This window comes from Microbacterium sp. KNMS (assembly GCF_053851835.1).
The window spans coordinates 145,286-168,290 of the sequence record NZ_JBSQBP010000004.1 but is presented as its reverse complement, the minus strand read 5'-3'; the positions used below and the strand labels follow the sequence as shown (position 1 = coordinate 168,290).

The 23,005-nt window shown below is 69.9% G+C and carries 21 protein-coding genes; 17 read left to right on the top strand and 4 right to left on the bottom strand.

Annotated features, from left to right (window positions below; genetic code table 11):
• Positions 1-47 precede the first annotated feature (47 nt).
• From ACWXWW_RS04330 to ACWXWW_RS04305, 6 genes are read left to right on the top strand one after another with little or no spacing between them, the layout of a single operon-like run.
• A complete protein-coding gene (locus tag ACWXWW_RS04330) occupies positions 48-836 on the top strand; it encodes an amino acid ABC transporter permease (protein WP_455968935.1) in 789 nt (262 codons plus the stop codon).
• Positions 833-1,603, top strand: coding sequence for an amino acid ABC transporter ATP-binding protein (locus ACWXWW_RS04325; RefSeq protein WP_455968934.1), 771 nt, complete (start codon positions 833-835; stop codon positions 1,601-1,603). The genes ACWXWW_RS04330 and ACWXWW_RS04325 overlap by 4 nt, the downstream gene beginning before the upstream one ends.
• Positions 1,603-2,688: a Gfo/Idh/MocA family protein gene (locus ACWXWW_RS04320; protein ID WP_455968932.1), complete on the top strand. Its 1,086-nt coding sequence runs from the start codon at positions 1,603-1,605 to the stop codon at positions 2,686-2,688. Before ACWXWW_RS04325 ends, ACWXWW_RS04320 begins: the two co-directional genes overlap by 1 nt.
• Entirely contained in the window at positions 2,685-3,884 is a 1,200-nt protein-coding gene (locus ACWXWW_RS04315; RefSeq protein WP_455968931.1) for an NAD(P)/FAD-dependent oxidoreductase, read from the top strand. Before ACWXWW_RS04320 ends, ACWXWW_RS04315 begins: the two co-directional genes overlap by 4 nt.
• Positions 3,881-4,765 carry a PfkB family carbohydrate kinase gene (locus tag ACWXWW_RS04310; RefSeq protein ID WP_455968930.1) on the top strand — a complete coding sequence of 295 codons (885 nt, stop codon included), beginning with the start codon at positions 3,881-3,883 and terminating at the stop codon, positions 4,763-4,765. The genes ACWXWW_RS04315 and ACWXWW_RS04310 overlap by 4 nt, the downstream gene beginning before the upstream one ends.
• The gene (locus ACWXWW_RS04305) at positions 4,762-5,778 is read left to right on the top strand and encodes an SIS domain-containing protein (RefSeq protein ID WP_455968929.1); all 1,017 of its coding nucleotides are present in this window, start codon (positions 4,762-4,764) and stop codon (positions 5,776-5,778) included. The genes ACWXWW_RS04310 and ACWXWW_RS04305 overlap by 4 nt, the downstream gene beginning before the upstream one ends.
• 175 nt (positions 5,779-5,953) lie before the next feature.
• On the opposite strand, the gene ACWXWW_RS04300 is transcribed toward ACWXWW_RS04305, so the two are convergent.
• Together ACWXWW_RS04300 and ACWXWW_RS04295 are read right to left on the bottom strand one after the other, a co-directional pair.
• Positions 5,954-7,063: a Fic family protein gene (locus tag ACWXWW_RS04300; RefSeq protein ID WP_455968927.1), complete on the bottom strand. Its 1,110-nt coding sequence runs from the start codon at positions 7,061-7,063 to the stop codon at positions 5,954-5,956.
• Positions 7,064-7,246: 183 nt separating this feature from the next.
• On the bottom strand, positions 7,247-8,041 hold the full coding sequence (locus ACWXWW_RS04295) for a DNA/RNA non-specific endonuclease (protein WP_455968925.1): 795 nt from the start codon (positions 8,039-8,041) through the stop codon (positions 7,247-7,249).
• A 248-nt stretch (positions 8,042-8,289) separates the two neighbouring features.
• On the opposite strand from ACWXWW_RS04295, the gene ACWXWW_RS04290 reads away from it, so the two are divergent.
• The 6 genes from ACWXWW_RS04290 (at position 8,290) to ACWXWW_RS04265 (ending at position 14,898) form a co-directional block, all read left to right on the top strand.
• Positions 8,290-9,909 carry an ABC transporter substrate-binding protein gene (locus ACWXWW_RS04290; protein WP_271173109.1) on the top strand — a complete coding sequence of 540 codons (1,620 nt, stop codon included), beginning with the start codon at positions 8,290-8,292 and terminating at the stop codon, positions 9,907-9,909.
• 62 nt (positions 9,910-9,971) lie between these two features.
• The gene (locus ACWXWW_RS04285; protein ID WP_271173108.1) at positions 9,972-10,997 is read left to right on the top strand and encodes an ABC transporter permease; all 1,026 of its coding nucleotides are present in this window, start codon (positions 9,972-9,974) and stop codon (positions 10,995-10,997) included.
• Positions 10,991-11,905 (top strand): carbohydrate ABC transporter permease, encoded by a 915-nt coding sequence (locus ACWXWW_RS04280; protein WP_374727765.1) that lies wholly within the window; start codon positions 10,991-10,993, stop codon positions 11,903-11,905. Before ACWXWW_RS04285 ends, ACWXWW_RS04280 begins: the two co-directional genes overlap by 7 nt.
• A 3-nt stretch (positions 11,906-11,908) precedes the next feature.
• On the top strand, positions 11,909-12,592 hold the full coding sequence (locus ACWXWW_RS04275; protein ID WP_282978968.1) for a hypothetical protein: 684 nt from the start codon (positions 11,909-11,911) through the stop codon (positions 12,590-12,592).
• Positions 12,589-13,806 (top strand): endo-1,4-beta-xylanase, encoded by a 1,218-nt coding sequence (locus ACWXWW_RS04270; protein ID WP_282978966.1) that lies wholly within the window; start codon positions 12,589-12,591, stop codon positions 13,804-13,806. The genes ACWXWW_RS04275 and ACWXWW_RS04270 overlap by 4 nt, the downstream gene beginning before the upstream one ends.
• 78 nt (positions 13,807-13,884) lie before the next feature.
• Entirely contained in the window at positions 13,885-14,898 is a 1,014-nt protein-coding gene (locus ACWXWW_RS04265; RefSeq protein WP_282978964.1) for a LacI family DNA-binding transcriptional regulator, read from the top strand.
• Positions 14,899-14,936: 38 nt separating this feature from the next.
• On the opposite strand, the gene ACWXWW_RS04260 is transcribed toward ACWXWW_RS04265, so the two are convergent.
• On the bottom strand, positions 14,937-16,085 hold the full coding sequence (locus ACWXWW_RS04260; protein ID WP_455968924.1) for an ROK family transcriptional regulator: 1,149 nt from the start codon (positions 16,083-16,085) through the stop codon (positions 14,937-14,939).
• A 154-nt stretch (positions 16,086-16,239) separates the two neighbouring features.
• Between ACWXWW_RS04260 and ACWXWW_RS04255 the strand changes: the two genes are divergently transcribed.
• Positions 16,240-19,146, top strand: a complete 2,907-nt coding sequence (locus ACWXWW_RS04255) for a glucodextranase DOMON-like domain-containing protein (protein WP_455968923.1) — start codon at positions 16,240-16,242, stop codon at positions 19,144-19,146.
• Between the two features lie 122 nt (positions 19,147-19,268).
• Positions 19,269-20,807, top strand: a complete 1,539-nt coding sequence (locus ACWXWW_RS04250) for a molybdopterin-dependent oxidoreductase (protein WP_282978963.1) — start codon at positions 19,269-19,271, stop codon at positions 20,805-20,807.
• 6 nt (positions 20,808-20,813) lie between these two features.
• Here ACWXWW_RS04250 and ACWXWW_RS04245 read toward each other — a convergent pair whose 3' ends face one another.
• Positions 20,814-21,266 (bottom strand): Lrp/AsnC family transcriptional regulator, encoded by a 453-nt coding sequence (locus ACWXWW_RS04245; protein WP_282978961.1) that lies wholly within the window; start codon positions 21,264-21,266, stop codon positions 20,814-20,816.
• 62 nt (positions 21,267-21,328) lie between these two features.
• Here ACWXWW_RS04245 and ACWXWW_RS04240 point away from each other — a divergent pair, with 62 nt between their 5' ends.
• Genes ACWXWW_RS04240 through ACWXWW_RS04230 form a run of 3 tightly spaced genes read left to right on the top strand, consistent with a single transcriptional unit; the run spans position 21,329 to position 22,934 of the window.
• Positions 21,329-22,039 (top strand): AzlC family ABC transporter permease, encoded by a 711-nt coding sequence (locus tag ACWXWW_RS04240; protein WP_282978960.1) that lies wholly within the window; start codon positions 21,329-21,331, stop codon positions 22,037-22,039.
• Positions 22,032-22,361, top strand: coding sequence for a branched-chain amino acid transporter permease (locus ACWXWW_RS04235; protein ID WP_282978959.1), 330 nt, complete (start codon positions 22,032-22,034; stop codon positions 22,359-22,361). Before ACWXWW_RS04240 ends, ACWXWW_RS04235 begins: the two co-directional genes overlap by 8 nt.
• A 33-nt stretch (positions 22,362-22,394) precedes the next feature.
• Entirely contained in the window at positions 22,395-22,934 is a 540-nt protein-coding gene (locus tag ACWXWW_RS04230) for a YaeQ family protein (RefSeq protein WP_271173099.1), read from the top strand.
• Positions 22,935-23,005 lie beyond the last annotated feature (71 nt).

The window sequence follows — 23,005 nt, the reverse complement described above, 5'->3', positions numbered from 1 at the left end:
CGGGGTCTCGCACACCGCAGACCCGGCACCCCGAATAGGAGACCCTCATGGACTGGCTCGACAACATCATCAAGACGTTCCTCGATTTCGACGCGATGCTGCAGGTGCTGCCGCAGCTGCTCGGAACGGGGCTGGTGAACACCCTGTTCATCTCGGTGTTCGCGACAGCGCTCGGCATCGTGATCGGCATGATCCTCGCCGTGATGGGCGTCGCCCGCACCGCATGGCTGCGCGTTCCCGCGCGCATCTACACCGATATCTTCCGCGGCCTGCCCGCGATCCTCACCATCCTGCTCATCGGCCAGGGCTTCGCCCGGATGAGCCAGCAGCTCTTCGGCCCGTCCCCGTATCCGCTCGGCATCCTGGCACTCAGCCTGATCGCCGGCGCCTACATCGGCGAGATCTTCCGTGCCGGCATCCAGGCTGTCGAGCGCGGCCAGCTCGAGGCCTGCCGCGCACTCGGCATGACCTACGGCTCCGCGATGCGACTCGTCGTGATTCCTCAGGGCGTCCGCCGGGTCCTTCCCGCACTGGTGAACCAGTTCATCGCGATCGTGAAGGACTCCTCGCTGGTGTACTTCCTCGGCCTGCTGGTGTCGGAGCGGGAACTCTTCCGCGTCGGCCAAGACGCCGCGGTACTCACCGGCAACCTCTCGCCGCTGGTCCTGGCAGGCGTCTTCTACCTGGTGATCACGGTTCCGCTGACGCACCTGGTCAACTACTTCGACAATCGGTTCCGCACCGGCCGCCGCAAGCCCACCCCGCCCAAGAGCGGCCTCGAAGAGGTCGCGGAGCAGTCCCTCAGCCCGGTCTACACCCGAGGAGAGAACACATGACGTACACCTCCCCCCAGCCCGTCACCGAGGGTCGCTTCTACGAGGGCTCTCGCCTGCAGGTCGAGAACCTCCAGATGGCGTACGGCGAGGTCGACGTCATCAAGGACGTGTCGATCTCGGTCGAGCCCGGCACGACCACCTGCATCATCGGACCCTCCGGCTCCGGCAAGTCCACGCTCCTGCGCGGCGTGAACCGTCTGCACGAGCCCAAGGGCGGCCGCGTGCTGCTCGCCGCCGACGACGCTCTCGCCCTCAAGCCCGACGTGCTGCGCCGCCGGGTCGGGCTCGTCTTCCAGCACTTCAACCTGTTCCCCGACCACACCGCCCTGCAGAACGTGGCGCTCGCACTGCGCAACGTGAAGCGGATGCCGAAGGGCGAGGCCGAGCGCATCGCACTCGCGCGACTCACCGAGGTGGGTCTGGCCGAACGCGCCGACCACCGCCCGCGGGACCTCTCTGGCGGCCAGCAGCAGCGTGTCGCGATCGCCCGCGCACTCGCCATGGAACCCGAGGTGATGCTCTTCGACGAGGCCACCAGTGCCCTCGACCCGGAGCTCGTCAAGGGCGTGCTCAATCTGATGGCCGAACTCGCGCAGCGAGGCATGACCATGCTCGTCGTCACACACGAGATGGGATTCGCCCGAAAGGTCGCCGACCAGGTCGTCTTCATGGACGAGGGGCGCGTCATCGAGGCCGGCACCCCTGAGCAGATCTTCGACGACCCGCAGAGCGACCGTCTGCGGCTGTTCCTCTCCGAGGTGCTCTGATGGCGGATGCCGTGAACACCCCGATCCGTACCGCGGTCGTCGGCTTCGGAGTGTCCGGACGGGTCTTCCACAGCCCGTTCCTGCAGGCCGACCCGGACTATTCACTGGACGTCATCGTCACCGGCGATGCAGACAGAGCGGCGGATGCCGCGGCACGCCACCCATCGGCATCCGTCGCCGCCTCCGTCGACGACATGCTCGAGCGCGCCTGCGACCTCGACCTCGTCGTGATCGGCACGCCGCCCGCGACCCATGCCGCCATCGCCACCGCGGCGCTGGACGCCGGCCTCGACGTCGTCGTGGACAAGCCGTTCACCGTGAGCTCCGACGAGGGGCGTGCGCTCATCGCGCACGCCGAACGCCTTGGCCGGCGGATCACGGTGTTCCAGAACCGGCGCTGGGACGGCGACTTCCGTACCGTGCGCGAGCTCGTCGAGACCGGGCGACTGGGGGCGGTGCGGCGGTTCGAGTCGCGCTTCGAGTGGTACAAGCCGGAGATCCGCGCCAGCTGGAAGGCTGAGGCGACTGCGGCTGAGGGCGGCGGCATCCTCCTCGACCTCGGAACGCACCTGATCGATCAGGCCGTGCAGCTGTTCGGCCCGGTCGCCGAGGCACGCGCCGAACTCGCCGTGAACCGGCCGGGCGGGCTCGCCGATGACGACGCGTTCGTCGCGCTGCGCCACGAGTCGGGCACGATCTCGCACCTGTGGATGAACTCCCTCGCGCCCCAGTTCGGCCCGCGGTTCCACGTGCTCGGATCCATGGGGGGATACACCACCCGCAGCCTGGACGGCCAGGAGGCGGCGCTGGCCGCGGGGGTCTCGCCAGACGACGACGGCTACGGTGTCACGCCCGCCGAGCGCTGGGGTGTCTTCGGCATCGAGGGATTCCTCGAGCCGCTGCCCACTCTCCGTGGCGACTACGGCGCGTTCTACCGCGCCCTCGCCGGCGGCATCCGACGAGGCGGGCCGCTGCCGGTCGACGCGGCCGACGCCGTCGCGGTGCTCGAGCTCATCGAGCGCCTGCATGCTCAGACGCCACTGCGACGTCCCGCACACACCGACACGAACGAAGGACAACGATGACCAGCCCGCAGCCTCTCCACGTCGCCGTCATCGGCGCCGGGATCCTCGGCACCTCGACCGCCGCGCACCTCGCACGCCACGGCGCACGCGTGACCCTCGTCACCGCGGGGAAACCGGCGGACGGAGCCTCGGGTCGCTCGATCGCCTGGCTGAACTCGTCCGGGGCGCGTTCGACCGAGTACCGTTACCTGCGCCTGCTGGGCCTGGACCGCTACCGCACCTGGCGCGAGCGGCATCCCGAGAGCAGCCGTTATCTGCGCTTCGACGGCGCCCTCAAATGGGGAGGCGAGGGCGAGAGCTTCCGCGACACCTTCGACTACGAGCGCGCCGGCGGCTACGACTCCGTCTGGCTCTCGCGCGAGCAGGTCACCGCACAGATCCCCGAGGTCAACGCGGATGCCGTGTCGGCGGAGGGCGCGATCTACAACAGGGGAGAGGGATGGGTGAACCTGCCCGACCTCATCGCCGACCTCCTCACCCAGGCGGTCGCCGACGGCACCGAGCTCATCGAGGACGCAGGCGACGTGCGCGTCGACGTGCAGGACGGCGTCGCGGTCGGCGTGATCCTGGGCAACGGGGCGCGGCTCGCCGCCGATCGCGTCGTGCTGGCCACGGGAGGCGACGTGCCCGCTCACCTCGCCGCGCTCGGCGTCGTGGTGCCGGATGCCACGCCGGCCGCCTTCGTCGTCATCACCGAGCCGGTAGAGCCTCGCGTCCGCACAGTGCTGAACACGCCCCGCGTGGCCGTGCGGCCGATGCCCGACGGCCGTCTGGTGCTCGACGCCGACTGGGCCGAGAAGTCGATCATCGTCGGCGAGGACGGCGCCCTGACCGTGCCCGAGGAGTCGGTGCAGGGCCTTCTCGACGAGGGGTCGCGGGTGCTCGCCGGAAACCCGACCCTGATCGCGCACCGCGTCGCCGCCGGGCTGAAGCCCATTCCCGGAGACGGCGAGCCGGTCGTTGGTGCGGTGCCGGCGATCGACGCACTCTCGGTGCTATTCACGCACTCCGGCGCGACCCTCGGGCTGATCCTGGGCGAGCTCCTCGCCGAAGAGGTGCTGACCGGCAGGCCGTCCCCCGTGCTGGACGTGTTCCGCCTCGATCGCTTCGACGCGGATGCCGAGCCCACCGAGGTCGGCATCGGCGCGTGGGCTCCCGTGACGAGCGCCCCCGCGGTCGCCGCGGAGAAGCCGTGAGCCCGGTCGTCAGCATCGCCGGCTTCGGCGACAACGTCGTCGACTGTTACGCGTCGGCCGGAACCATGTTCCCCGGAGGCAACACCCTCAACGTTGCGGCCTTCGCCGCCCGAGCGGGGGCGCGGGCCGCGTACTTCGGCCAGGTGGCGAAGGATGCCGCGGGCGAGCACATCGCCCGTTCGCTGGCCGCAGAGGGAGTCGACACGACGTGGCTGCGCCGTGCGGCGGGCCGGACGGCGCACTGCATGATCGGCCACGACGCGCACGGAGACCGCGTCTTCCTGTCGTTCGATCTCGGGGTGTCGCGATTCGCCCCCACGTCGGACGACCTCGACGCCCTCCGGGGGTTCGACGCCGTGCACGTCGGTTCGTCCAGCGGCCTCGACGGGCATCTCGAGGCGTTCGCGAGCCGGACCCGCCTGTCGTACGACTTCGCGACGACCTCGGATGCCGAACACATGGAGCACGTCGGCGGGTTCTGCTTCCTCGCCGTCCACTCCGGTGGCGACCTGGACGATGCGGCAGCAGCCGACCTGCTCGCGGCGAGCGAGGCTTCCGGCGCGCGATGGAGCCTGCTCACGCGCGGCACCAGGGGAGCCGTGCTCAGCCACCAGGGCCGGCGATGGACGGGCGAGGCCCGCACCGATCGCCCGGCCGTTGACACCCTCGGCGCCGGCGACAGCTTCGCGGCGCGGGTGCTCGTCGGCATCCTGCGCTCCGAAGACCCGGCGTCGCTGCTCGCCGCCGCCGCCGACGTCGCCGCCGACACCTGCCAACGACTCGGCGCCTTCGGTCCGGGCATCCCGATCGACCCGACCGTGCTCGCCGGAAGTGGCGCGGCGCACACCCTCGAACCCACCATGATGAAGGAGCACCGATGACCGACGGCACCTATGTCGGACCCACCCCCGTCAAGCCCATCCCCCAGGGCATCCGCCCCTCGCAGAAGCACGCGCTAGCCCGCTGGGACGAGATCCGCGACTTCGTCGCCGGCCTCTCGGCTCTCGACCGCGTCTATCTCGTCGGAGCGGGAGGCTCGTTCTCCGGCCTGCAGGCCGCGCACTACGTGCTCGATCGCGAGTCGGCCATTCCCGTGGTCTCAGTCAACTCCGACGAGTTCTACCACCGCGCTTCCCCCGGTGTGGGCCCGGGCGCGTTCGTCGTGGCCCTGTCGGCGGCGGGCACCACCGCCGAGACCGTGCGCGCCGCGTCCTGGGCGCAGGAGCGGGGCGCGGCGGCGGTCGCGGTCACCCTCAAGGCCGACGGCCCGCTGGCGCAGGCCGTGGCCACGAGCTTCATCTCGCAGAATGGCGACGGCAACCAGATCGTGCTGCAGTTGCTCGCCCTCGCAGTGCTCGCCCGTGAGGGGCGCGACGTGAGCGCGAAGCTGGACGCCCTCGCGGCTCTGCCGGACGCGACCGAGGCCGCGCTTCGCGGGTTCGAGCCGCTGGCCGCCGCAATCGCCCAGGACATGAAGGACGTCCCCGTGACGTATCTGATCGCCTCAGGCCCCCTGCAGGGGATGGGCAGCACCTTCACGGCCTGCTTCCTGCAGGAGATGCAGTGGATGCACGCGTCGACCATCAACGCCAACGAGTTCTTCCAAGGGCCGTTCGAGGTGTTCGACAAGCAGACCAGGAGCATCCTGTTCCTTGGTGAGGACGAGACCCGCCCGATGGCGGAGCGGGCCGAGCGCTTCCTCGACGAGTACAGCGGCACCACGCACAAGATCGACAGCCGTGACCTGGACCTGCCGGGCGTTCCGGAGGACCAGCGCGGAATCATCGCGCCGCTGGTGTTCTACCCCATGATGTTCCGCCTGGCGGAGAACTACGCGGCCGTGCGCGGCTACGCACTCGAAGGCCGCCGCTACATGTGGCAGTTCGCGTACTGAGAACGCAAGCGGGGCCCGGCCGTCCCGGCCGGGCCCCGCTTCGCTCTGCATTCCGGCGGAGCCGACGCGACAGGATCGACGGCTGGGGACCCACGTCGATCCAACAGGGCGAGATGGGTTCGAATCCCACCGTCACCGCCATCCGAAACCCCTCCTTGCGAGGGGGTTTCGTCGTTCACTGCATGGCTATCTGGATGCGCCGGTCGAGGTCGTCGAGCTCCGCGAGCAGCTCGGACGCCGCCCAGACGCGGTCTCGCTTGCGACCGGTGATCTCCTCGATGAAGCCCGCCTGCGTGAGGCGCGCGATCGCCTTGTAGGTCTGCTGCTCTGAGGAACCCGATCGGCGTTCGATCTCGGCGGCGCCCATGATGGGGTGGTCGTAGAACGCGGGGATCAACGCGGCCACGGCGGAGCCCGCGCGAGGGCGCAACTCCTCAGCCCATTCGCCCGGCATCGCCTTGATCCGCGCGATCGATTCGCGAGAGCAGATGGCCGCGGCGTGGGCCGATCGTGCGAAGAGGTCGATGAGCGGGGCCGGGCTTCCACGACGGTACTCGCCCAGTGCGGCGAAGTAGTCGTCTCGCTTTGCGAGCAGGCCGCTCGCGAGCGGAACCACGGCATTGCGCGTCACACCGCGCCGGCGGAAGACCGCGGAGACCAAGGCCCGTCCGATTCGTCCGTTGCCGTCTGTGAAGGGATGGATGGACTCGAATTGGGCATGCCCGATCGCGGCCTGCACGAGCACGGGCAGGTCGTCGCGGTTGAGGAAGTCGATCAGGTCGTCCATAAGATCCGGAACACGTTCTGGCACCGGCGGCACGTGAAGCGCGCCGCGAGGAGAGTGATCGCTGCCGCCGATCCAGTTCTGCATGTCACGCAGGCGGCCCGCGTAATCGGCTTCGTGCGGATCGTCGTGCATGAGCGCGCGGTGCGCGACGAGGAGGTCGTCGAGGCCGAAACAGCCACGCGCCGCGACGTCGGCGATGAGTCGGTGCAACGCGGTGCTCGCGGCGACCATGCTGGAGGCCGACGAGTTCGACCGACTGCCGGCGAGCGCGCGCGCATAGTCCACCGCGCTCGCGGTGATGCGCTCGATCTTGGACGAAGCCACCGACTCCGTCCAGATCATGAAGCGGCTGAGCGCGGCTGAGTGTCCTTCGGCGTCCGTGTCGGCCTGCGCGACCGCGAGCAGAGCCTGTTCGGACGTGACAAGCGTCGCGATGGGCGGGACATAGTCGAGCGCCGCGATCCTCGGCGGGACACTCGCGTCCACCGAGGTGAGCATGCGGTCAGCGCGTGTGCCCCCGCGGACGGTCTGTCTCCAAGGCACCGTCTCGAGTTGGTGACCGGGCCACGAATCAGGCTCGCCGTCGATCCGCATCGCGTTCACAACCCGAGTATCCAGCGCGTTACTCGTCTTTAGTAACCCTAAAAGCGAGTTTCATCGCACCTGCTCAGCCCTCTCCGCTCACACGATGACGTCCTCCCGCGAGCCCAGCGCGCGCCATCCGCTCGCCCGCACCTCGGGGCGGTCGAGCACGTCGACCGTCGGCAGCACCCCGAGATCGAGCCCCGCGAGCTCGGCGATGTCGGCGATCGGCACCTGGAACGTGCGGAAGGCGCCGAGCGGCGGCGTCGCGAACCGCCCGCCCGTCGTGTCGACGAGGTCGGCCTGGTCGAGCACGAATCCGGCCGCCGCGAGCCCGCTGTCCGTGCGCCACGCGGCGATCTTCCAGAAGCGCAGCGGCACCTGGATGCCGCGATAGGGCGGGTCGTCGTCCTCGAGCACCGGAGCGGTGAAGACCGACACGCGCTGATCGGTCGCATCGGCGTACTCGAGTACATGATCCTCGAGACCGAGCCACAGCTCCTTCGACTGGTTGAAGCCGGCGGCCTGCGGCGCGGCGTTCGTGTAGAAGAACGTCGCCTCCATCGCGGCGCGCGCGTCGTTCACCGATCCCCAGCCCGGGTCTCGGCGGCGGACGAGGTGCCCGCGATCGAGGTCGTTGCCGGCATACACCGCGGGCCCGGTCTGCTCACGCTCGGGCACACGCGGATCGAGGCGCCACTCGCCGCTGCGGCGCAGATCCTGCAGCTGAGCGCCGTCGATGTTCACGGCGGTGGCCGCCGCGAGCCGGCGATCGGTGTCGAGGAGGACGGAGAACCGCGGATAGGCCAGCTCGCGGATGGCGCGGGCCGGGCCGGGCGCGGGAAGGGGGAGATCGATGTCGAGGAAGTCGGACGCATAGCCGTCTGAGGTCACGCGAGCAGTCTCGCGCGAACCTCGGACACTGTCGACGCCTGCGTCACGCCGGATGCTCGAGGCGGGCTCCTCCCTCGCGCTAATTGTGGCTATTGACAACGTTTCACGCCCGCCCTACTCTTCAGAAAGTCTCGAAGTAGCTTCCGAAAGTTTCGGGGCCGCGAGCACAGCAGCCGATCTCGAAGAGGAGAATCATGATTCGTTCCACGCGCCGGACAACGTGGATCCGCGCAGTCGCAGCAGCGGGGGTGGTGGCCGGCCTCGTCGCGACGAGCGCCTGCACGGCAGAGGGCGGAGACGCCGCCGAGGTCGACGTCGATGCGCAGTCGGTCGGGGCGATGGAGGACTTCGCTGCCGACGAGCAGTTCACGGCGACGGAGCCGTTCGACCTCTCGATGCTCTGGACCGACTGGCCCGAGGTGCCGGTCACCGACGACTGGCAGATCTTCGACGTCATCGAGGAGCGGACAGGCGTCTCGATCGACCTCACCCACATCCCCTTCAGCGACGCGACCGAGAAGCGCAGTCTGCTCATCTCGGCCGGCGACGCCCCCACGGTCATCCCGCTCGTCTACACGGGCGAGGAGGAGCCGTTCGTCTCGTCGGGCGCCGTCCTCCCCATCAGCGATTACGTCGAGTACATGCCGAACTTCCAGAAGTACGTCGAGGAGTGGGACCTCGGCGCGATGGTCGAGCGGCTCAAGCAGTCCGACGGCAAGTACTACATGCTGCCGGGCCTGCAGGAGGTCTCGGTCCCGGTCTTCACGCTCATCATCCGCAAGGACGTGTTCGACGAGGTCGGCGCTCCGGCGCCCGAGACCTGGGAGGACCTCCGCACGGGCCTCGAGCTCATCAAGGAGAAGTACCCCGACTCGAAGCCCCTGGCCGACGGCTTCGAGGGCCAGTCGATGCTCAACTACGCGGCCCACGCGTTCGGCACGCAGGCCGGATGGGGCTTCGGCGACGGCACGATCTGGAACGAGGAGAAGGGCGAGCTCGAGTACGCCGGCACGTCCGAGGGCTACCGCTCGATGGTCGAGTACTTCCACGGGCTCGTCGAGGCCGACCTGCTCGACACCGAGTCGTTCACGGCAGCCGATGCGGGCGGCGGCGCGGCGAACGTCGCGGAGAAGATCGCGAACAACCAGGTCTTCGCCGCCTCCGGCTCGAACGGCACGGTGAACGAGTTCGCGGCGGCCCTCGACGCGGCCGGCGTGACCGACTACGAGCTGGTCCAGCTCGCGCCCCCTGGCGGAGAGGCGGGCATGGTCGTCGAGCCGCGCAACTTCTGGAACGGGTTCATGCTGAGCGCCGACATCGCGGAGTCGCCGAACTTCATCGCGACGCTGCAGTTCCTCGACTGGCTCTACTACAACCCTGAGGCGCGCGAGCTGCTCCGCTGGGGCGTCGAGGGAGAGACCTACGACAAGGCGGCCGACGGCACGATCACCCTGAAGCCCGAGTTCTCGTACGACGACTTCAACATCAACCCCGACGGCGCGACCGACATCAAGAAGGATCTCGGATGGGGCAACGATGTGCTCGCGGGATCAACCGAGTCGCGAGAGCTCAAGGAGTCGTACAACGCACCGCAGTTCGTCGAGTACATCGACACCGTCCTGTCGACGCGGACACCGCGCGACCCGAACCCGCCTGCCCCGCTCGACGAGGCCGAGCTCGAGCAGGCGTCGCTCCTGTCGACGCCGCTCTCTGACGCGGTCCGCACCGCGACGCTGCAGTTCATCCTCGGAGACCGCGACCTCTCCGAATGGGACGCGTACGTCGCGGAGCTGGAGGCCGCCGGCCTGCAGACCTATGTCGATCTCATCGACGGTGCGCGCGAGCGCTTCGCGGAGCAGAACGGCTGACGCACTCCGGTTAGCCGCCGTTCGCGGGGTGGCGACCCGGAACCCGTCGAAGGGATGACGACATGACCTCCACGACCACGGGTGCGGCGCTCGCCGCAGACCCGTCCTCCGCTCCGCCGGGCGCGACGACGACCCGCGTGATCACGACCGCGGGCGGGCCCCGCGGCCGCTCAGGGCGACGCGGCCGGACGCCGTGGCGCACCGCGCTGCGGCGGGACTGGCAGCTCTACGCCCTCGCCCTGCTGCCCCTGATCTTCTTCGCGATCTTCCGCTACGGTCCCATGATCGGCAACGTCATCGCGTTCCGCCGGTTCCGCCCCGGCGGGAGCATCCTCGGCGAGGAGTGGGTGGGCTTCCGCTACGTCGAGATGTTCATCAAGGACCCGGCCTTCTGGCAGGTGTTCGCGAACACGGCCATCCTCGGCGGCCTCACCCTCCTCGTGTGCTTCCCGCTGCCGATCATCCTCGCCCTCATGCTCAACGAGGTGCGCAAGCGCGCGTTCAAGCGCGTCGTGCAGTCGATCTCGTACCTGCCGCACTTCCTGTCGGTCGTGATCGTCGTCGGCATGGTGATGCAGCTGCTGTCGCTGCAGGGCACGGTCAACCAGATCATCACCGCGATGGGCGGCGAGGCCATCCCGTTCCTGCAGCGGCCGGAGTGGTTCCGCGCCGTCTACGTCGGGTCCGAGGCGTGGCAGACCGTCGGATGGGGGACCATCCTCTACCTCGCGGCGCTCACGACGATCGACGAGTCGCTCTATGAGGCCGCGCGCATCGACGGCGCGAACCGGCTGCAGCAGATCTGGCACGTGACGCTCCCGGGCATCCGGCCGACGATGATCACGCTGCTCATCCTCAACATCGGGTCGTTCCTCAACGTCGGGTTCGAGAAGGTGCTGCTCCTCTACAACCCGCTGACGTACTCGACGGGAGACGTCATCTCGACGTACCTGTACCGCGTCGGCCTCGTGTCGAACAACCTCAGCTACGCCGCCGCGATCGGACTGTTCCAGGCCCTCATCGGCCTCGTGATGGTCCTCGGCGCGAACTACCTGTCCCGGCGAATGGTGGGAACGAGCCTGTGGTGACTCTTGCTCAGCGGGCGCCGTCCCGCACTGTCGGCAATCGCGACTCCGTCGGGTACCGCGTGTTCACGGTCGTGAACACGGGCCTGCTCATCCTCGTGTGCCTCGCGATGCTCTATCCGTTCATCACGGTGCTCGCGCAGTCGTTCAGCTCGTCGGGCGCGATCAAGGCCGGGCAGGTGAGCTTCTGGCCCGTCGACTTCAACGTCGACACCTACACGGCCGTGATCGGCAACGGGATGTTCTGGCGCAACTACGGCAACACCGTGCTCTACACGGTCGTCGGCACGGCGATCGCGATGGCGCTGACGACGTCGTACGCGTACGTCCTCTCGAAGCACCACCTCCGCGGGCGCCGTCTGCTCATCGGCATCGCCGTGTTCACGATGTTCTTCAACGGCGGCCTCGTGCCGAACTACGTGCTCATCTCGTCGCTCGGCATGAAGAACACGATGTGGGCGATCGTGCTCCCCGGCGCGATCTCGGTGTTCAACCTGCTCGTGATGAAGTCGTTCTTCGAGAACCTCCCGCACGAGCTCGAGGAGGCCGCGCAGATCGACGGGCTCGGATGGTTCGGGATCTTCACGCGCATCGTCCTGCCGCTGTCGAAGGCCGTGATCGCGACGATGATCCTGTTCTACTCGGTCGCGTTCTGGAACGACTGGTTCAGCGCGTTCCTGTATCTCGACAAGAACGAGCTCTTCCCGGTCACGCTGTTCCTGCGGAACCTCATCGCGGGCGCCTCCACGACCGCGAGCGAGAGCGCGGCCGTGGGCAGCACCGCGGCCGACCTCAACGCGAACATCCAGTCGGTCACGATGATCCTCACGGTCATCCCGATCCTCTGCGTGTACCCGTTCGTGCAGCGCTACTTCGTCTCGGGCGTCATGCTCGGCTCGGTGAAGGGCTGACGGATGGCCGCCGAGCTCGTCGACGAGGTGGGCACCGGGGTCCTCTCCAGGGCCACGGCCGTCGTGTACCGCTGGATCGTCCTCGCGGCGTTCCTCGCGCTGCTGGGCGCGCCGACCCTGCTCGCGTGGATGGCGCTCGGCCTCGCCGACGGCGTCTCGCCGGCGCTCTACGTCGTGGCGCTCCTCCCGGTCGCGCCGGCTCTCTCGGCGGCGCTCTACGCGCAGCGCGCGTGGGCGGAGGCGCCCGACCTCCGCCCCGCGCGCGCCCTGTGGCGCGGGCTCGCGCGGAACGCGAAGGACGTCGCGCTCTGGTGGGCGCCCGTCCTCGCGGCGGCCGCGATCCTCGTCGTGAACGCGACCGGAGCGGATGCCGCGCCCGGCGGCGCCGTGCTGCGTCCGGTCGCGATCGTGCTGCTCGCGGTGCTCGTGCTCTGGTCGGGGCACCTGCTCGTCGTGACCGCGTACTTCTCGTTCCGCACGCGCGACGCCCTCCGGATCGCGGCGGCCGAGCTCTTCTCCCAGTGGCGCGCCACCCTCGGGTTCGCGTCGCTCGCGATCGTCGCGGCCGCGGTCGTGGCGCTCGCGTCCGAAGCCGTCCTCCTGCTGTGCGCGTGGGCCTTCGCGCTCCTCCTGCGCAGCGTCTCCCGTCCTGTCGAAGCCGATGTGAAAGCGAGATTCACCCGATGACCGATGTCCTCACCTCCTCCCGATACCGCCACCGCGAGGCGGACGCGAGCGTGCTCGTGCGCGGCGCCGACGGGGAGCCCCTTCGCGAGCACGACGTGACCGTGGCGCAGCTGCGCCACGAGATCGGGTTCGGATGCACGGCTCCCGGTGTGCCGGGGGAGGGGCCGCTCGCGCGCTGGCTCGACCTGTTCGACACGGCGACCCTGCAGTTCTACTGGGGGCGCTACGAGCCGGAGCCCGGGCAGACGAAGGAGGCCGAGCTGACGCGGCAGGCGCGCGCGCTGAGCGGGCACGGGGTGCGGCTCAAGGGCCATCCGCTCGTCTGGCACACGGTCAAGGCGCCCTGGGTCGACGCCCTCCCGCTGGATGAGGCCGAGGCGGCCCTGCGCGGCCGCATCCGCCGCGAGGTGAGCGCGTTCGCGGGGCTCGTCGACACGTGGGACGTCGTCAACGAGGCCGTGATCATGCCCCGCTTCGAGAACGAGCCCGACGGCATCCGCAACGCCATCACGCGCCTGTGTGAGAAGCACGGACGCGTGGAGTTCATCCGGATGGCCGTCGACGAGGCGCGCGCGGTCAACCCCGACGCGGTGCTCGTCCTCAACGACTTCGATCTCGGGCCCGACTACGAGCGGCTCATCGAGGAGGTGCTCGACGCGGGCGTGCGCATCGACGCGATCGGCCTGCAGTCGCACATGCACCAGGGCTTCCGCGGCGAGGAGCAGGTGCACGCCATCTGCGAGCGCTTCGCGCGCTTCGGGCTGCCCCTGCACTGGACCGAGACGTCCCTCGTCTCGGGCGACCTCATGCCGAAGCACATCGACGACCTCAACGACTACGTCGTCGAGGACTGGCCGTCGACCCCGGAAGGGGAGGAGCGGCAGGCCGACGAGATCGTGCGGCACTACCGCACACTCGTCGAGCATCCGTCGGTCGCGGCCATCACCTACTGGGGCTTCGACGACGCCACGGCGTGGCTGAACGCGCCGAGCGGCCTCATCCGCCGCGACGGCTCGCCGAAGCCCGCGTACGACGCGCTGCGCGATCTGGTCCGCGGCGAGTGGTGGCTCGAGCCGACGACTGTTCGGACCGACGCCGACGGGCGGCTTCCGCTGCGGGCGTTCGCGGGCGAGTTCGAGGTGACCGCCGCCGGGCGGCGCGGCGTGCTCTCGGCGGCCGCGGGCGTCTCGGACGCCGAGGTCGAGCTGCGCTGATCCGAGGGTGCCGGGGCCTGCGAGCCCCGGCACCCTCGGGCATAGGATGTTCCGGAAGTCTCGGCGGGGAGGGTGCGGATGCCACGAGGCGGCGCGACGATCGCGACGATCGCCCGAGAGGTCGGCGTCTCGGTGCCCACGGTCTCGCGCGTGCTCAACGGGCGCAGCGACGTCGCCCCCGCGACGCGTCGCCGCGTCGAGGAGGCCCTCGCGCGGCACGACTACCGCAAGCCGGTCGGGCCGGCGTCCCCCACGAAGACCGCGGGGCTCCTCGACCTCGTGTTCCACGAGTTCGGCAGCTCGTGGGCGCAGGAGATCATCGTCGGCGTCGAGAAGGCGGCGGCGCCGCGCCGCGTCGGCGTCGTGCTCAGCGAGCTCGGCGGCTCCCACCGTCCGCCGCAGGAGTGGATCGACAGCATCACGGCCCGCGGCACGCGCGGCGTGCTCCTCGTGCTCTCGCGCCTCGACGACACGCAGCAGCGGCAGCTCATGGCCCGGTCGATCCCCTTCGTCGTGCTCGACACCGACGGCGAGACTCCCGCCGGCGTGCCCACCGTGGGGTCGAACAACTGGAGCGGCGGCCTCGCGGCCACGCGGCACCTCATCGAGCTCGGGCATCGCCGCGTCGCCATCATCTCGGGGCCGGAGAACGTGCTGTGCTCGCGCGCCCGTGTCGACGGCTTCCGCAGCGCGCACACCGAGATCGGGCTCGACGTCGACCCGTCGCTCGTCCGCTGGGGCACCTTCGAGGTCGAGGGCGGCTATGAGCACGGGCTCGAGCTTCTGCGCCGCCCGGATCGGCCGACCGCGGTGTTCGCGGGGTCCGACGTGCAGGCACTCGGGTTCATCCGCGCGGCGCACGAGCTCGGCCTGCGGGTGCCCGAGGACGTCTCGGTCGTCGGCTACGACGACCTGCCCCTCGCGTCGTGGCTCGCGCCGTCGCTCACGACCGTGCGCCAGCCGCTCGCCGAGATGGCCGCGCTCGCGACGCAGATGCTCATCGCGCTCTCGGATGGCGAGCCCCTCGCGTCGCAGAAGGTCGAGCTCGGGACCGAGCTCATCATCCGGGAGTCGACCGCTCCGCCGGCGTGAGGTCCGCGAGGGAGAGCGCTCGAGCTCGCGCCGCGCGATCAGCCGACCGTGCCGAGCGCGAACGCCTGGATGGCGAGGACTGCAGCGCCTCGCGCCCACTCCACGTTGTCGCCCGAGGCGAGATCGATCGGCGGAAGACGCGTTGAGTCGGGGCGAAGACGCTGCGCGGCCTCTCTCATGACCGCTTCGCCGACGGCGGCCAGGCGCACGGCCTCTCCGGCGATCACGATCCGCTGGGGGAGCGTGAGGTTGCAGACTGCGGCGACGAGTGCCCCCAGCCCGCGTGCGGCGTCGCTGATGATCCGCTTCGCGGCCGGCTGTCCGTCCTCGGCGAGTCGCACGACCTCGTCGAACGTGACGTCGCGTCCGAGCGCATCGCTGGCGTGCCGCTCGATCGCGTCGGAGTTCAGCAGCGCTGCCGCGCAGCCTCGGTGCCCCTGAGGGCACAGCGGCCCGAAGGGATCCATCGGCCAGTGGCCGACGAGTCCTCTTCCGTAGCCGTCGCCCACGACGGGTCTGCCGTTCACCACGAGTCCGAACCCGGTGCCCACGCCGAGCGTGATCACTGCGAACCGCTCATCGTGGCGGGCCGAGCCGAACCAGCCCTCGTACTCGCACAGGGCCACGACGTCGTTCTCGACGAGCACCGCTGCGCCGGTCGCGTTCTCGACCAGCTCCGCGAGCGGGACGCCGCGCCAGCCGAGGAACTCCGCGTGCACGACGCTCCGTCGCGAGCTCACCTCTCCGCCGATGCCGATCCCGATCCCCGCGATGGGGCGGGAGCCGGACAGCGACGCGTGCAGATCTCGGACCTGCTCGACGACCGCCCGCTCTGAGCGGTCGCCGATGGGGAGCTGCACGTGGTCCCTCACGTCGCCCCGCAGATCGGTGACCGCCGCGACGATCTCGTTCGCGCTGATCTTGACTCCGAGGAAATGGTGCGACGAGGCGTCGACGTCGAGCAGGCGAGAGGGACGTCCGGCTCGCCCGCTGCTGCGCTCGCCCGCATCGATGAGAATGCCGCGCTCGATGAGCGGCGCGCTCAAGCGACTCAAGGACGCGTGCGACAGCCCGAGCCGACGGCCGATCTCGGCGCGTGAGACGGGACCTCGACGCAGGACCTCGACCGCGACGGGCAGCGCCGCGCCGGGAAGCGCGTCCCACGGGTGTTCGAACCGAACGCTCATGGCTCCACTTTATGCACGGATCGAGCGAAACCTGGCCGACGAGTCGAGATCCGAACATCGTTGACGCGCGAATTATGTTCGTAGTAGAAATAATGCCGAGCCCGACGACGGGTCGAGCCGAAGACCAAAGGAGGTCGATGTGTGGAGCATTCGGATGCGCACCCGGTGGGCGAGCGCAGTCGCCGTCGCGGTCGCGCTGTCATCGTGGGCGACCGGCGCGGCGCCCGCGTCATCGGCTGCCGCCGTCGATACGACGGGAGGAGCGGCGGGACCTGTCGACTCGCCGGACCTGACGACGTGGTGGCACGACGAGGGCGTCGCGACCTCTGAGCCCATCGCCGATGGACAGGTGCGTCGATCTGAGTTCTACGACGTGTCGGTCGCGACGGCGGCGGCGCCGGAGGACCTTCGAGACTCCTTCGTATACATGAGCGTTCCCCGGAGCGGACGCGAAAAGGCGGGATACACGGATGAGGACGGCGCTGAGTTCGCGGCGGCGTCGGATCTGACGATGAGCTGGTCGAGCTTCGAGTACGCGACCGACGTCTGGGTCGACGTGAAGCTCAAGACGGGCGAGCCGATCGCGTCGGTCGACGACGTGACGATCCGGCCGACGGACCTCGGCCTCGAGAAGCAGCTCGTCGACGAGTCGACGGTGCGCGTGCACGTGCCCTACCGTGCAGAGGGCCTCCGGTTCTCGGTGGAGTTCGATTCCCAGCTCGTGACGTCGTACAACGATCTCAGCGGGGCGAGCGGAGTGCTCACGACGGAGCCAGAGGGGAACAGGGCCATCCACACCGAGCCTCGCAACGCGATGCTGATCTTCGCGAACCCGAAGCTCTCGGGCGCGGAGGCGGAGCGCACCATCCCCACCGATGTATCCGGCACCATCCACCGCCCCGCTCCGGGGCGCGTGGGCGATCTCAGCGACGTCGATTCCGAGATCGTGTACTTCGAGCCGGGGGTCTACGAGATGGGCTCCGACAGACATGCGGTCCTCCCGGAGAACGTGACCTGGGTGTACCTCGCTCCGGGCGCCTACGTGAAGGGCGCGTTCCGCTTCGCGCACGAGACGCCAGAGCGCTTCAGGGTGACCGGGCGCGGTGTGCTCTCGGGGGAGCAGTACGTCTACGAAGCCGATACGGCCAACGGGTACCAGCGCAGCGTGGCCGACAACTGCCACGTGACGTGCGTGAAGATGCTCCAGTTCGAGTCGTCACCCGACGCGCAGACGCTCGAGATCGAAGGGGTGACGATCAACGAGCCGCCGTATCACTCGTTCGTGGTGTACGCGCACGAGGATGGCGCCGAGGTGGGAGTCGAACGGTTCCGCATGGACGTGCGGAACTACAAGCAGGTCGGAAGCTGGTACTGGCAGACCGACGGCATCGAGCTGTACGCCGGCGGGCGGATGCAAGACACGTTCTTCCATGCCAACGACGACGTGCTGAAGCTCTACCACAGCGACGTGGAGATCGATCGCACCGTGATCTGGAAGAACGAGAACGGTCCCGTGTTCCAGTGGGGATGGACGCCGCGCGAGATCGATGGAGTCCGCGTGTCCGCCACCGACATCATCCACAACCGGATGGCATGGAAGGACGCGAAGTACAACACCTGCGTCTTCAACTCCTCCACGCACTGGGAGGACATGGGCGCCGATGATCGTGCGGACCCCGACATGACCGTCCGGAACATGACATTCACGGACACCCGGGTGGAGGGTGCCGTGAACTGCGGCATCCGCATCTTCGCCCTATCGAGGACCGGGAATCTCCTCATCGACGGCTTCGAGGTCGAGTCGTGGAACGGCCTCGACGCGTCCTCGCAGGTGAGCCTTCTCACGCGCCACGCGGATGGCGACGGCGAGCGGGTCGTGATCGGCAATGAGGTCACGGACGGGAACGGGATACGTCTTCACAACTACACGGTCGCTGGCGAGAGCATCCTCAAGGCGGAGGACAACTGGGCTGCTGACGAACCCGGCCGCCTCGGCTTCGACGCCGACACCTGGGAAAGCTGGGACGCCACGAGTGACAACCAGCCGACCGGGCGGGCTCCTCAGCTCACGCTGGATGGGCTCGACGATGGGATGATCGCGCCTTCCCGCGACATCACGATCTCCGGGTCGACGGATGCTCCGCGTGTCACGGTCCGCGTGGCCGGAGTCGAGACCGAGGTCCCCGTCGCAGGAGGCGCGTTCTCGTTCGAAACCGCGCTCCCCGACATCTCGAACCGCATCGTCGTGAGCGCCGTCGGCGAGAACGGGGTCATGGCGGTGGAACGGCGCACGATCATCGCCTACGGAACGGAGGTCGGTGCGCTCTCCGACCCCGCGGGCGACGATCGCGGACCCGGGACGTACACCTATCCGACGGACAGCGCCTTTAACCCGGGAAGCTTCGACCTGCGCGAGTTCGCCGTGTACCAGGACGGCGACATGGCGCGATTCGTCGCGACGACCGAGGGGGAGATCCGGAATCCCTGGGGTGGTGACGGGATGAGCACTCAGCGCCTCAACATCTACCTCCGCACGAGTCCGTCGAAGGCGCCGACGCCGCTGCTGCCGGGCACTGCGACGTCTGCTGCCGGTCCGTGGGTCTTCGCGATCGTGGCGGACGGTCGGTATCCGACGGCGCGGTTCGGGGCGGGGGTGTTTGGCGAGGATCTCAAGCGGGTGGCGGAGGTCGAGCTCGACGTCGATCCTCGAGGACGCATCGTCGTCTCGGTCCCCGCAGCGGTGTTCGACGGCGTCGATCTGAGTCGCGTCGGCTACCAGGTGTCGATCTTCAGCGGCGCCGAGGAGTCGGAAGGCCAGGGCGGCGTACGTCCCGTCTACAGCGCGGAGTGCGCACAAGGGGTCGGCTGCCCCTCGTTCGTCGGGCCGTATCGATTCGGTGGCGGCGCAGGGGAGTGGACCGACGCGACCGAGACGCGGGACACCGACACACGCGATTCGAACGCCATCGACATCCTCTCGGGGCGCTCGCCGCAGAGCCGTGTCCTGGACTGGGGTCGTGGTCCCGTTGTCGTGCCGTACCTCTTCTTGAGCCGGAGATGAGTACGCGCGCGGGGCCGCCGCAAGGGCGGTCTCGCGCGCGTGACCGTGAGGGGGAGCGCTCGCGCCCGCATCCGCGCGATGATGGGAGCGAGCCGCTTCTCGGCTCCGATCGCGGGAGAGCGATGACCACACGGGCGGGCGACATCGCCGCGGACGCCGGGCACAGGCGACGCGCGGCGGGAGCCGGCGCGGCCGCCGTGATCCTCGGCGCCGGCCTCGGCGAGCTCATCGCCGCATGGTGGGCTCCGGCGTCGCGGCCGACCGCGGTCGTCGGCGCGGCGCTCATCGATCTCGCGCCGCCGTGGGCCAAGGACCTCGCGATCGCGCTGTTCGGCACCGCCGACAAGATCGCCCTGCTCGTCGGCATCGCGGTCGTGCTCGCCGCGGTCGGCGCCGGCGCCGGGCTGCTGCAGCGCGCGCGGCCGCCCTGGGGCGCCGTCGCCCTCCTCGCGGTCGGGCTGGTCGGGGTCGCGGCCGCCCTCACACGCGCCGACGCCGACGCGCTCTCCGCGGTCCCGTCCGCCGTCGCGGGGATCCTGTCCGCGGCGGCCGTCGCCATCCTGGTGCCGGCGCGCCGCGGCGGCCCGCGCGGCGACGGGCTCTCGCGGCGGCGATTCCTCCTGCTCACCGTGTCCGCGGCCGTCGTGGGTGCTGCGGCCGCGGTCGCCTCGACGACGAGCCGCGTCGCGAGCAGCGCGATCGCGGCCATCCGCGACGCCCTCGTGCTGCCGCGCGCGTCGACGCGCGCGACGGTGCCCGCGTCGGCGTCCCTCGACATCGAGGGGATCGCGCCCGTGATCACCCCGAACGACGCGTTCTACCGCATCGACACGGCCCTCGTCGTGCCCGAGCTCGCCCCCGCCGACTGGAGGCTCCGCATCCACGGCCTCGTCGACCATCCGTACGAGCTCACCTGGGACGACCTCATGGCCCTGCCGCTCGAGGAATCGGTCACGACGCTCGCGTGCGTGTCGAACCCCGTCGGCGGCGACCTCATCGGCAACGCCGTCTGGCTGGGATATCCCGTGCGCGAGCTCCTCGCGCGGGCGGCGCCGCAGCCCGATGCCGACATGGTGCTGTCGCGCTCGGTCGACGGCTTCACGGCGGGGACACCGCTCGAGGCGCTCACCGACGCGCGGAACGCGATCCTCGCGGTCGGGATGAACGGCGAGCCCCTCCCGCTCGCGCACGGCTTCCCCGCGCGGCTCGTCGTGCCCGGCCTCTACGGCTACGTGTCCGCCACGAAGTGGGTGGTCGAGCTGGAGGTCACGCGCTTCGATCGCGCGCGGGCGTACTGGACGGATCGCGGATGGTCCGAGCGTGGCCCGATCAAGCTGCAGTCGCGCATCGACGTGCCGCGCAGCGGCGCCGTCGCGGCGGGCCGGGTCGTCATCGCGGGCGTCGCGTGGCAGCAGCATGTGGGCGTCGCGCGCGTCGAGGTGAGCATCGACGACGGCGCATGGCTAGACGCCGAGCTCGCGACGGCGATCTCCGACGACACGTGGGTGCAGTGGTCCGCCGCGGCCGATCTCGCTCCCGGGGAGCACACCATCCGCTGCCGCGCCGTGAGCGCGGACGGCGAGGTGCAGACGGGGGAGGCCGCGCCGGTCGTCCCCGACGGCGCGACCGGCTGGCACGCGGTGCGCGTCACGGCGCGCTGACCCCGCCTACTCCTTGACGAGCCACATCGTCTGATGCGACGTGATGCGGTTGACGGCGGGCAGGCGCGAGAGCTTCGGCAGGGTCTCGAGCGCGTACTGGTCCTGATCCGCGACGAGGATGCGCAGGTAGTAGTCGGGCTGCCCGAACATGCGGCGCAGCTCGAACACCTCGGGCACGGCGCTCGCGGCGGCCTCGAAGTCCTCGATCGTCTGGCCGTCGTTGACGGCGATGTCGATCGACGCGATCACCTCGAAGCCGCGGCCCGCGGCCTTCGGGTCGAGCACGGCACGGTACCCGCGGATGACTCCGGTCGCCTCGAGGCGCTGCACGCGGCGCAGGCACGGGGCCGGCGTGAGGCCGACGCGGCGGGCGAGCTCGAGGTTCGTCAGACGCGCGTCCGCCGTGAGCTCGCGGATGATTGCGTGGTCGATGTCATCCAGCTCGTGTTTATTGCGCACGACTCGATTATGCCGCGTGATCTCGCAAGCACTGTGCGCGCTGATTTCCTTACGATTGCGGTGTGACCACATCCGTCCGCTCCCCGCGCGCGACCGGCGACATCCGGGCCGGCGCGCGCACGGTCGCCCCGGCCTGCCTCGCGGTGATCCCGCTCGGGCTCGCGCTCGGCGTCCTCGTCGTGCAGTCGGGGCTCGACTGGTGGTGGGGGCCCGTCATCGCGGCGTTCGTGTTCGCCGGGTCGCTCGAGTTCCTCCTCGTGGGGATGATCGCGGCCGCCGCGCCGCTCGCGCAGATCGCGGTGAGCGCCCTGCTCGTGAACTTCCGTCACGTGTTCTATGCGCTCTCCTTCCCGCTGCACCGCGTGCGCGGGCGCGGCGCGCGGGCCTACAGCACGTTCGCGCTCACCGACGAGGCCTATGCCCTCACCGCGACGCCGGAGTCCGCGGGCTGGAGCGGTGCGCGCATCCTCGCGATCCAGGGACTCTTCCACGGCTCCTGGGTGGCGAGCGTCGCGGCGGGCTCGGCGCTCGGCGTGCTCATCCCGCCGCAGGTCGTGGGGCTCGACTTCGCCGTGACGGCGCTGTTCGTGGTCCTGAGCATCGATGCGTACCGCATCCGGCGGTCCATCCCGGTCGCCGTGGTCGCCCTGCTCTGCGCGCTCATCGCCGCGGTCGTGACGCCGCACGACATGCTGCTCACGGCCATGGGCCTGTTCCTCGCGGCGCTCGTCGGCCGGTTCCTCATCGAGCGGAAGGGGCCGCGCCGTGGATGAGCGGTACATCGCCGCGGCGATCGCGATCTCGGGGCTCATCACGTGGGCGCTGCGCGCGGTGCCCTTCGCCCTCCTGCGTCCGCTGCGCGACAGCGAGCTGCTCGCCTACGTGGGCGAGCGGATGCCCCTCGGCGTGATGGTCATCCTCGCGGTCTACACGCTGCACGACGTCCGCCCGGAGATGGAGTCGGCGCTGCCGCCCCTCGTCGCGCTGGCGGTCACGGTCGCCCTGCATCTGTGGCGCGGCAACGCCGTGCTGAGCCTCTTCGCCGGCACGGTCGTGTGCACCGCGCTCGCCTCGACGCTCGCCGCCTGGGTCTGACCGCGGGGTCGGCGGCCGATAGGCTCGGTCTCCATGGCCATCGGCGCGACGATCCACACCTTCACGGTCCAGCTGGCGGACGTCGACCGCGGCGTCTACGACGAGCTCGTCCTCCGCGTCGCGCGCCATCCGTCCGAGACGGACGCGTACATGGCCACACGGGTGCTGGCGTACTGCCTCGAGCACGCGGAGGGGATCGCGTTCGGCGAGGGGGTCTCGTCGACGGATGAGCCCGCCGTGCTCGTGCGCGATCTCACCGGCGCGATCACCGCGTGGATCGAGGTCGGCGCGCCCGACGCCGAGCGGCTCCACTTCGCGAGCAAGCTCGCCGAGCGCACCGCGGTGTACACCCACCGCGATCCCGCGAAGGTCGTCGCGGCGCTCGCGGGCAAGACGATTCACCGGGCCGACGACATCGTCGTGCACAGCTTCGACCCGGGATTCATCGACGATCTCGTGCGCGTGCTCGAGCGGCGCAACACGATGACCGTCTCGGTCTCCGACCGGCACCTCTACGTCGACCTCAACGGGTCGAGCTTCAGCTCCGCCGTCCACGATCACGCGATCGCCTGACGCGAAGAGCCCCGTCCCGTCCGAATGTGGTCGGACGAGACGGGGCTCGGGTGCGGTCGGGGCGGCGTCCG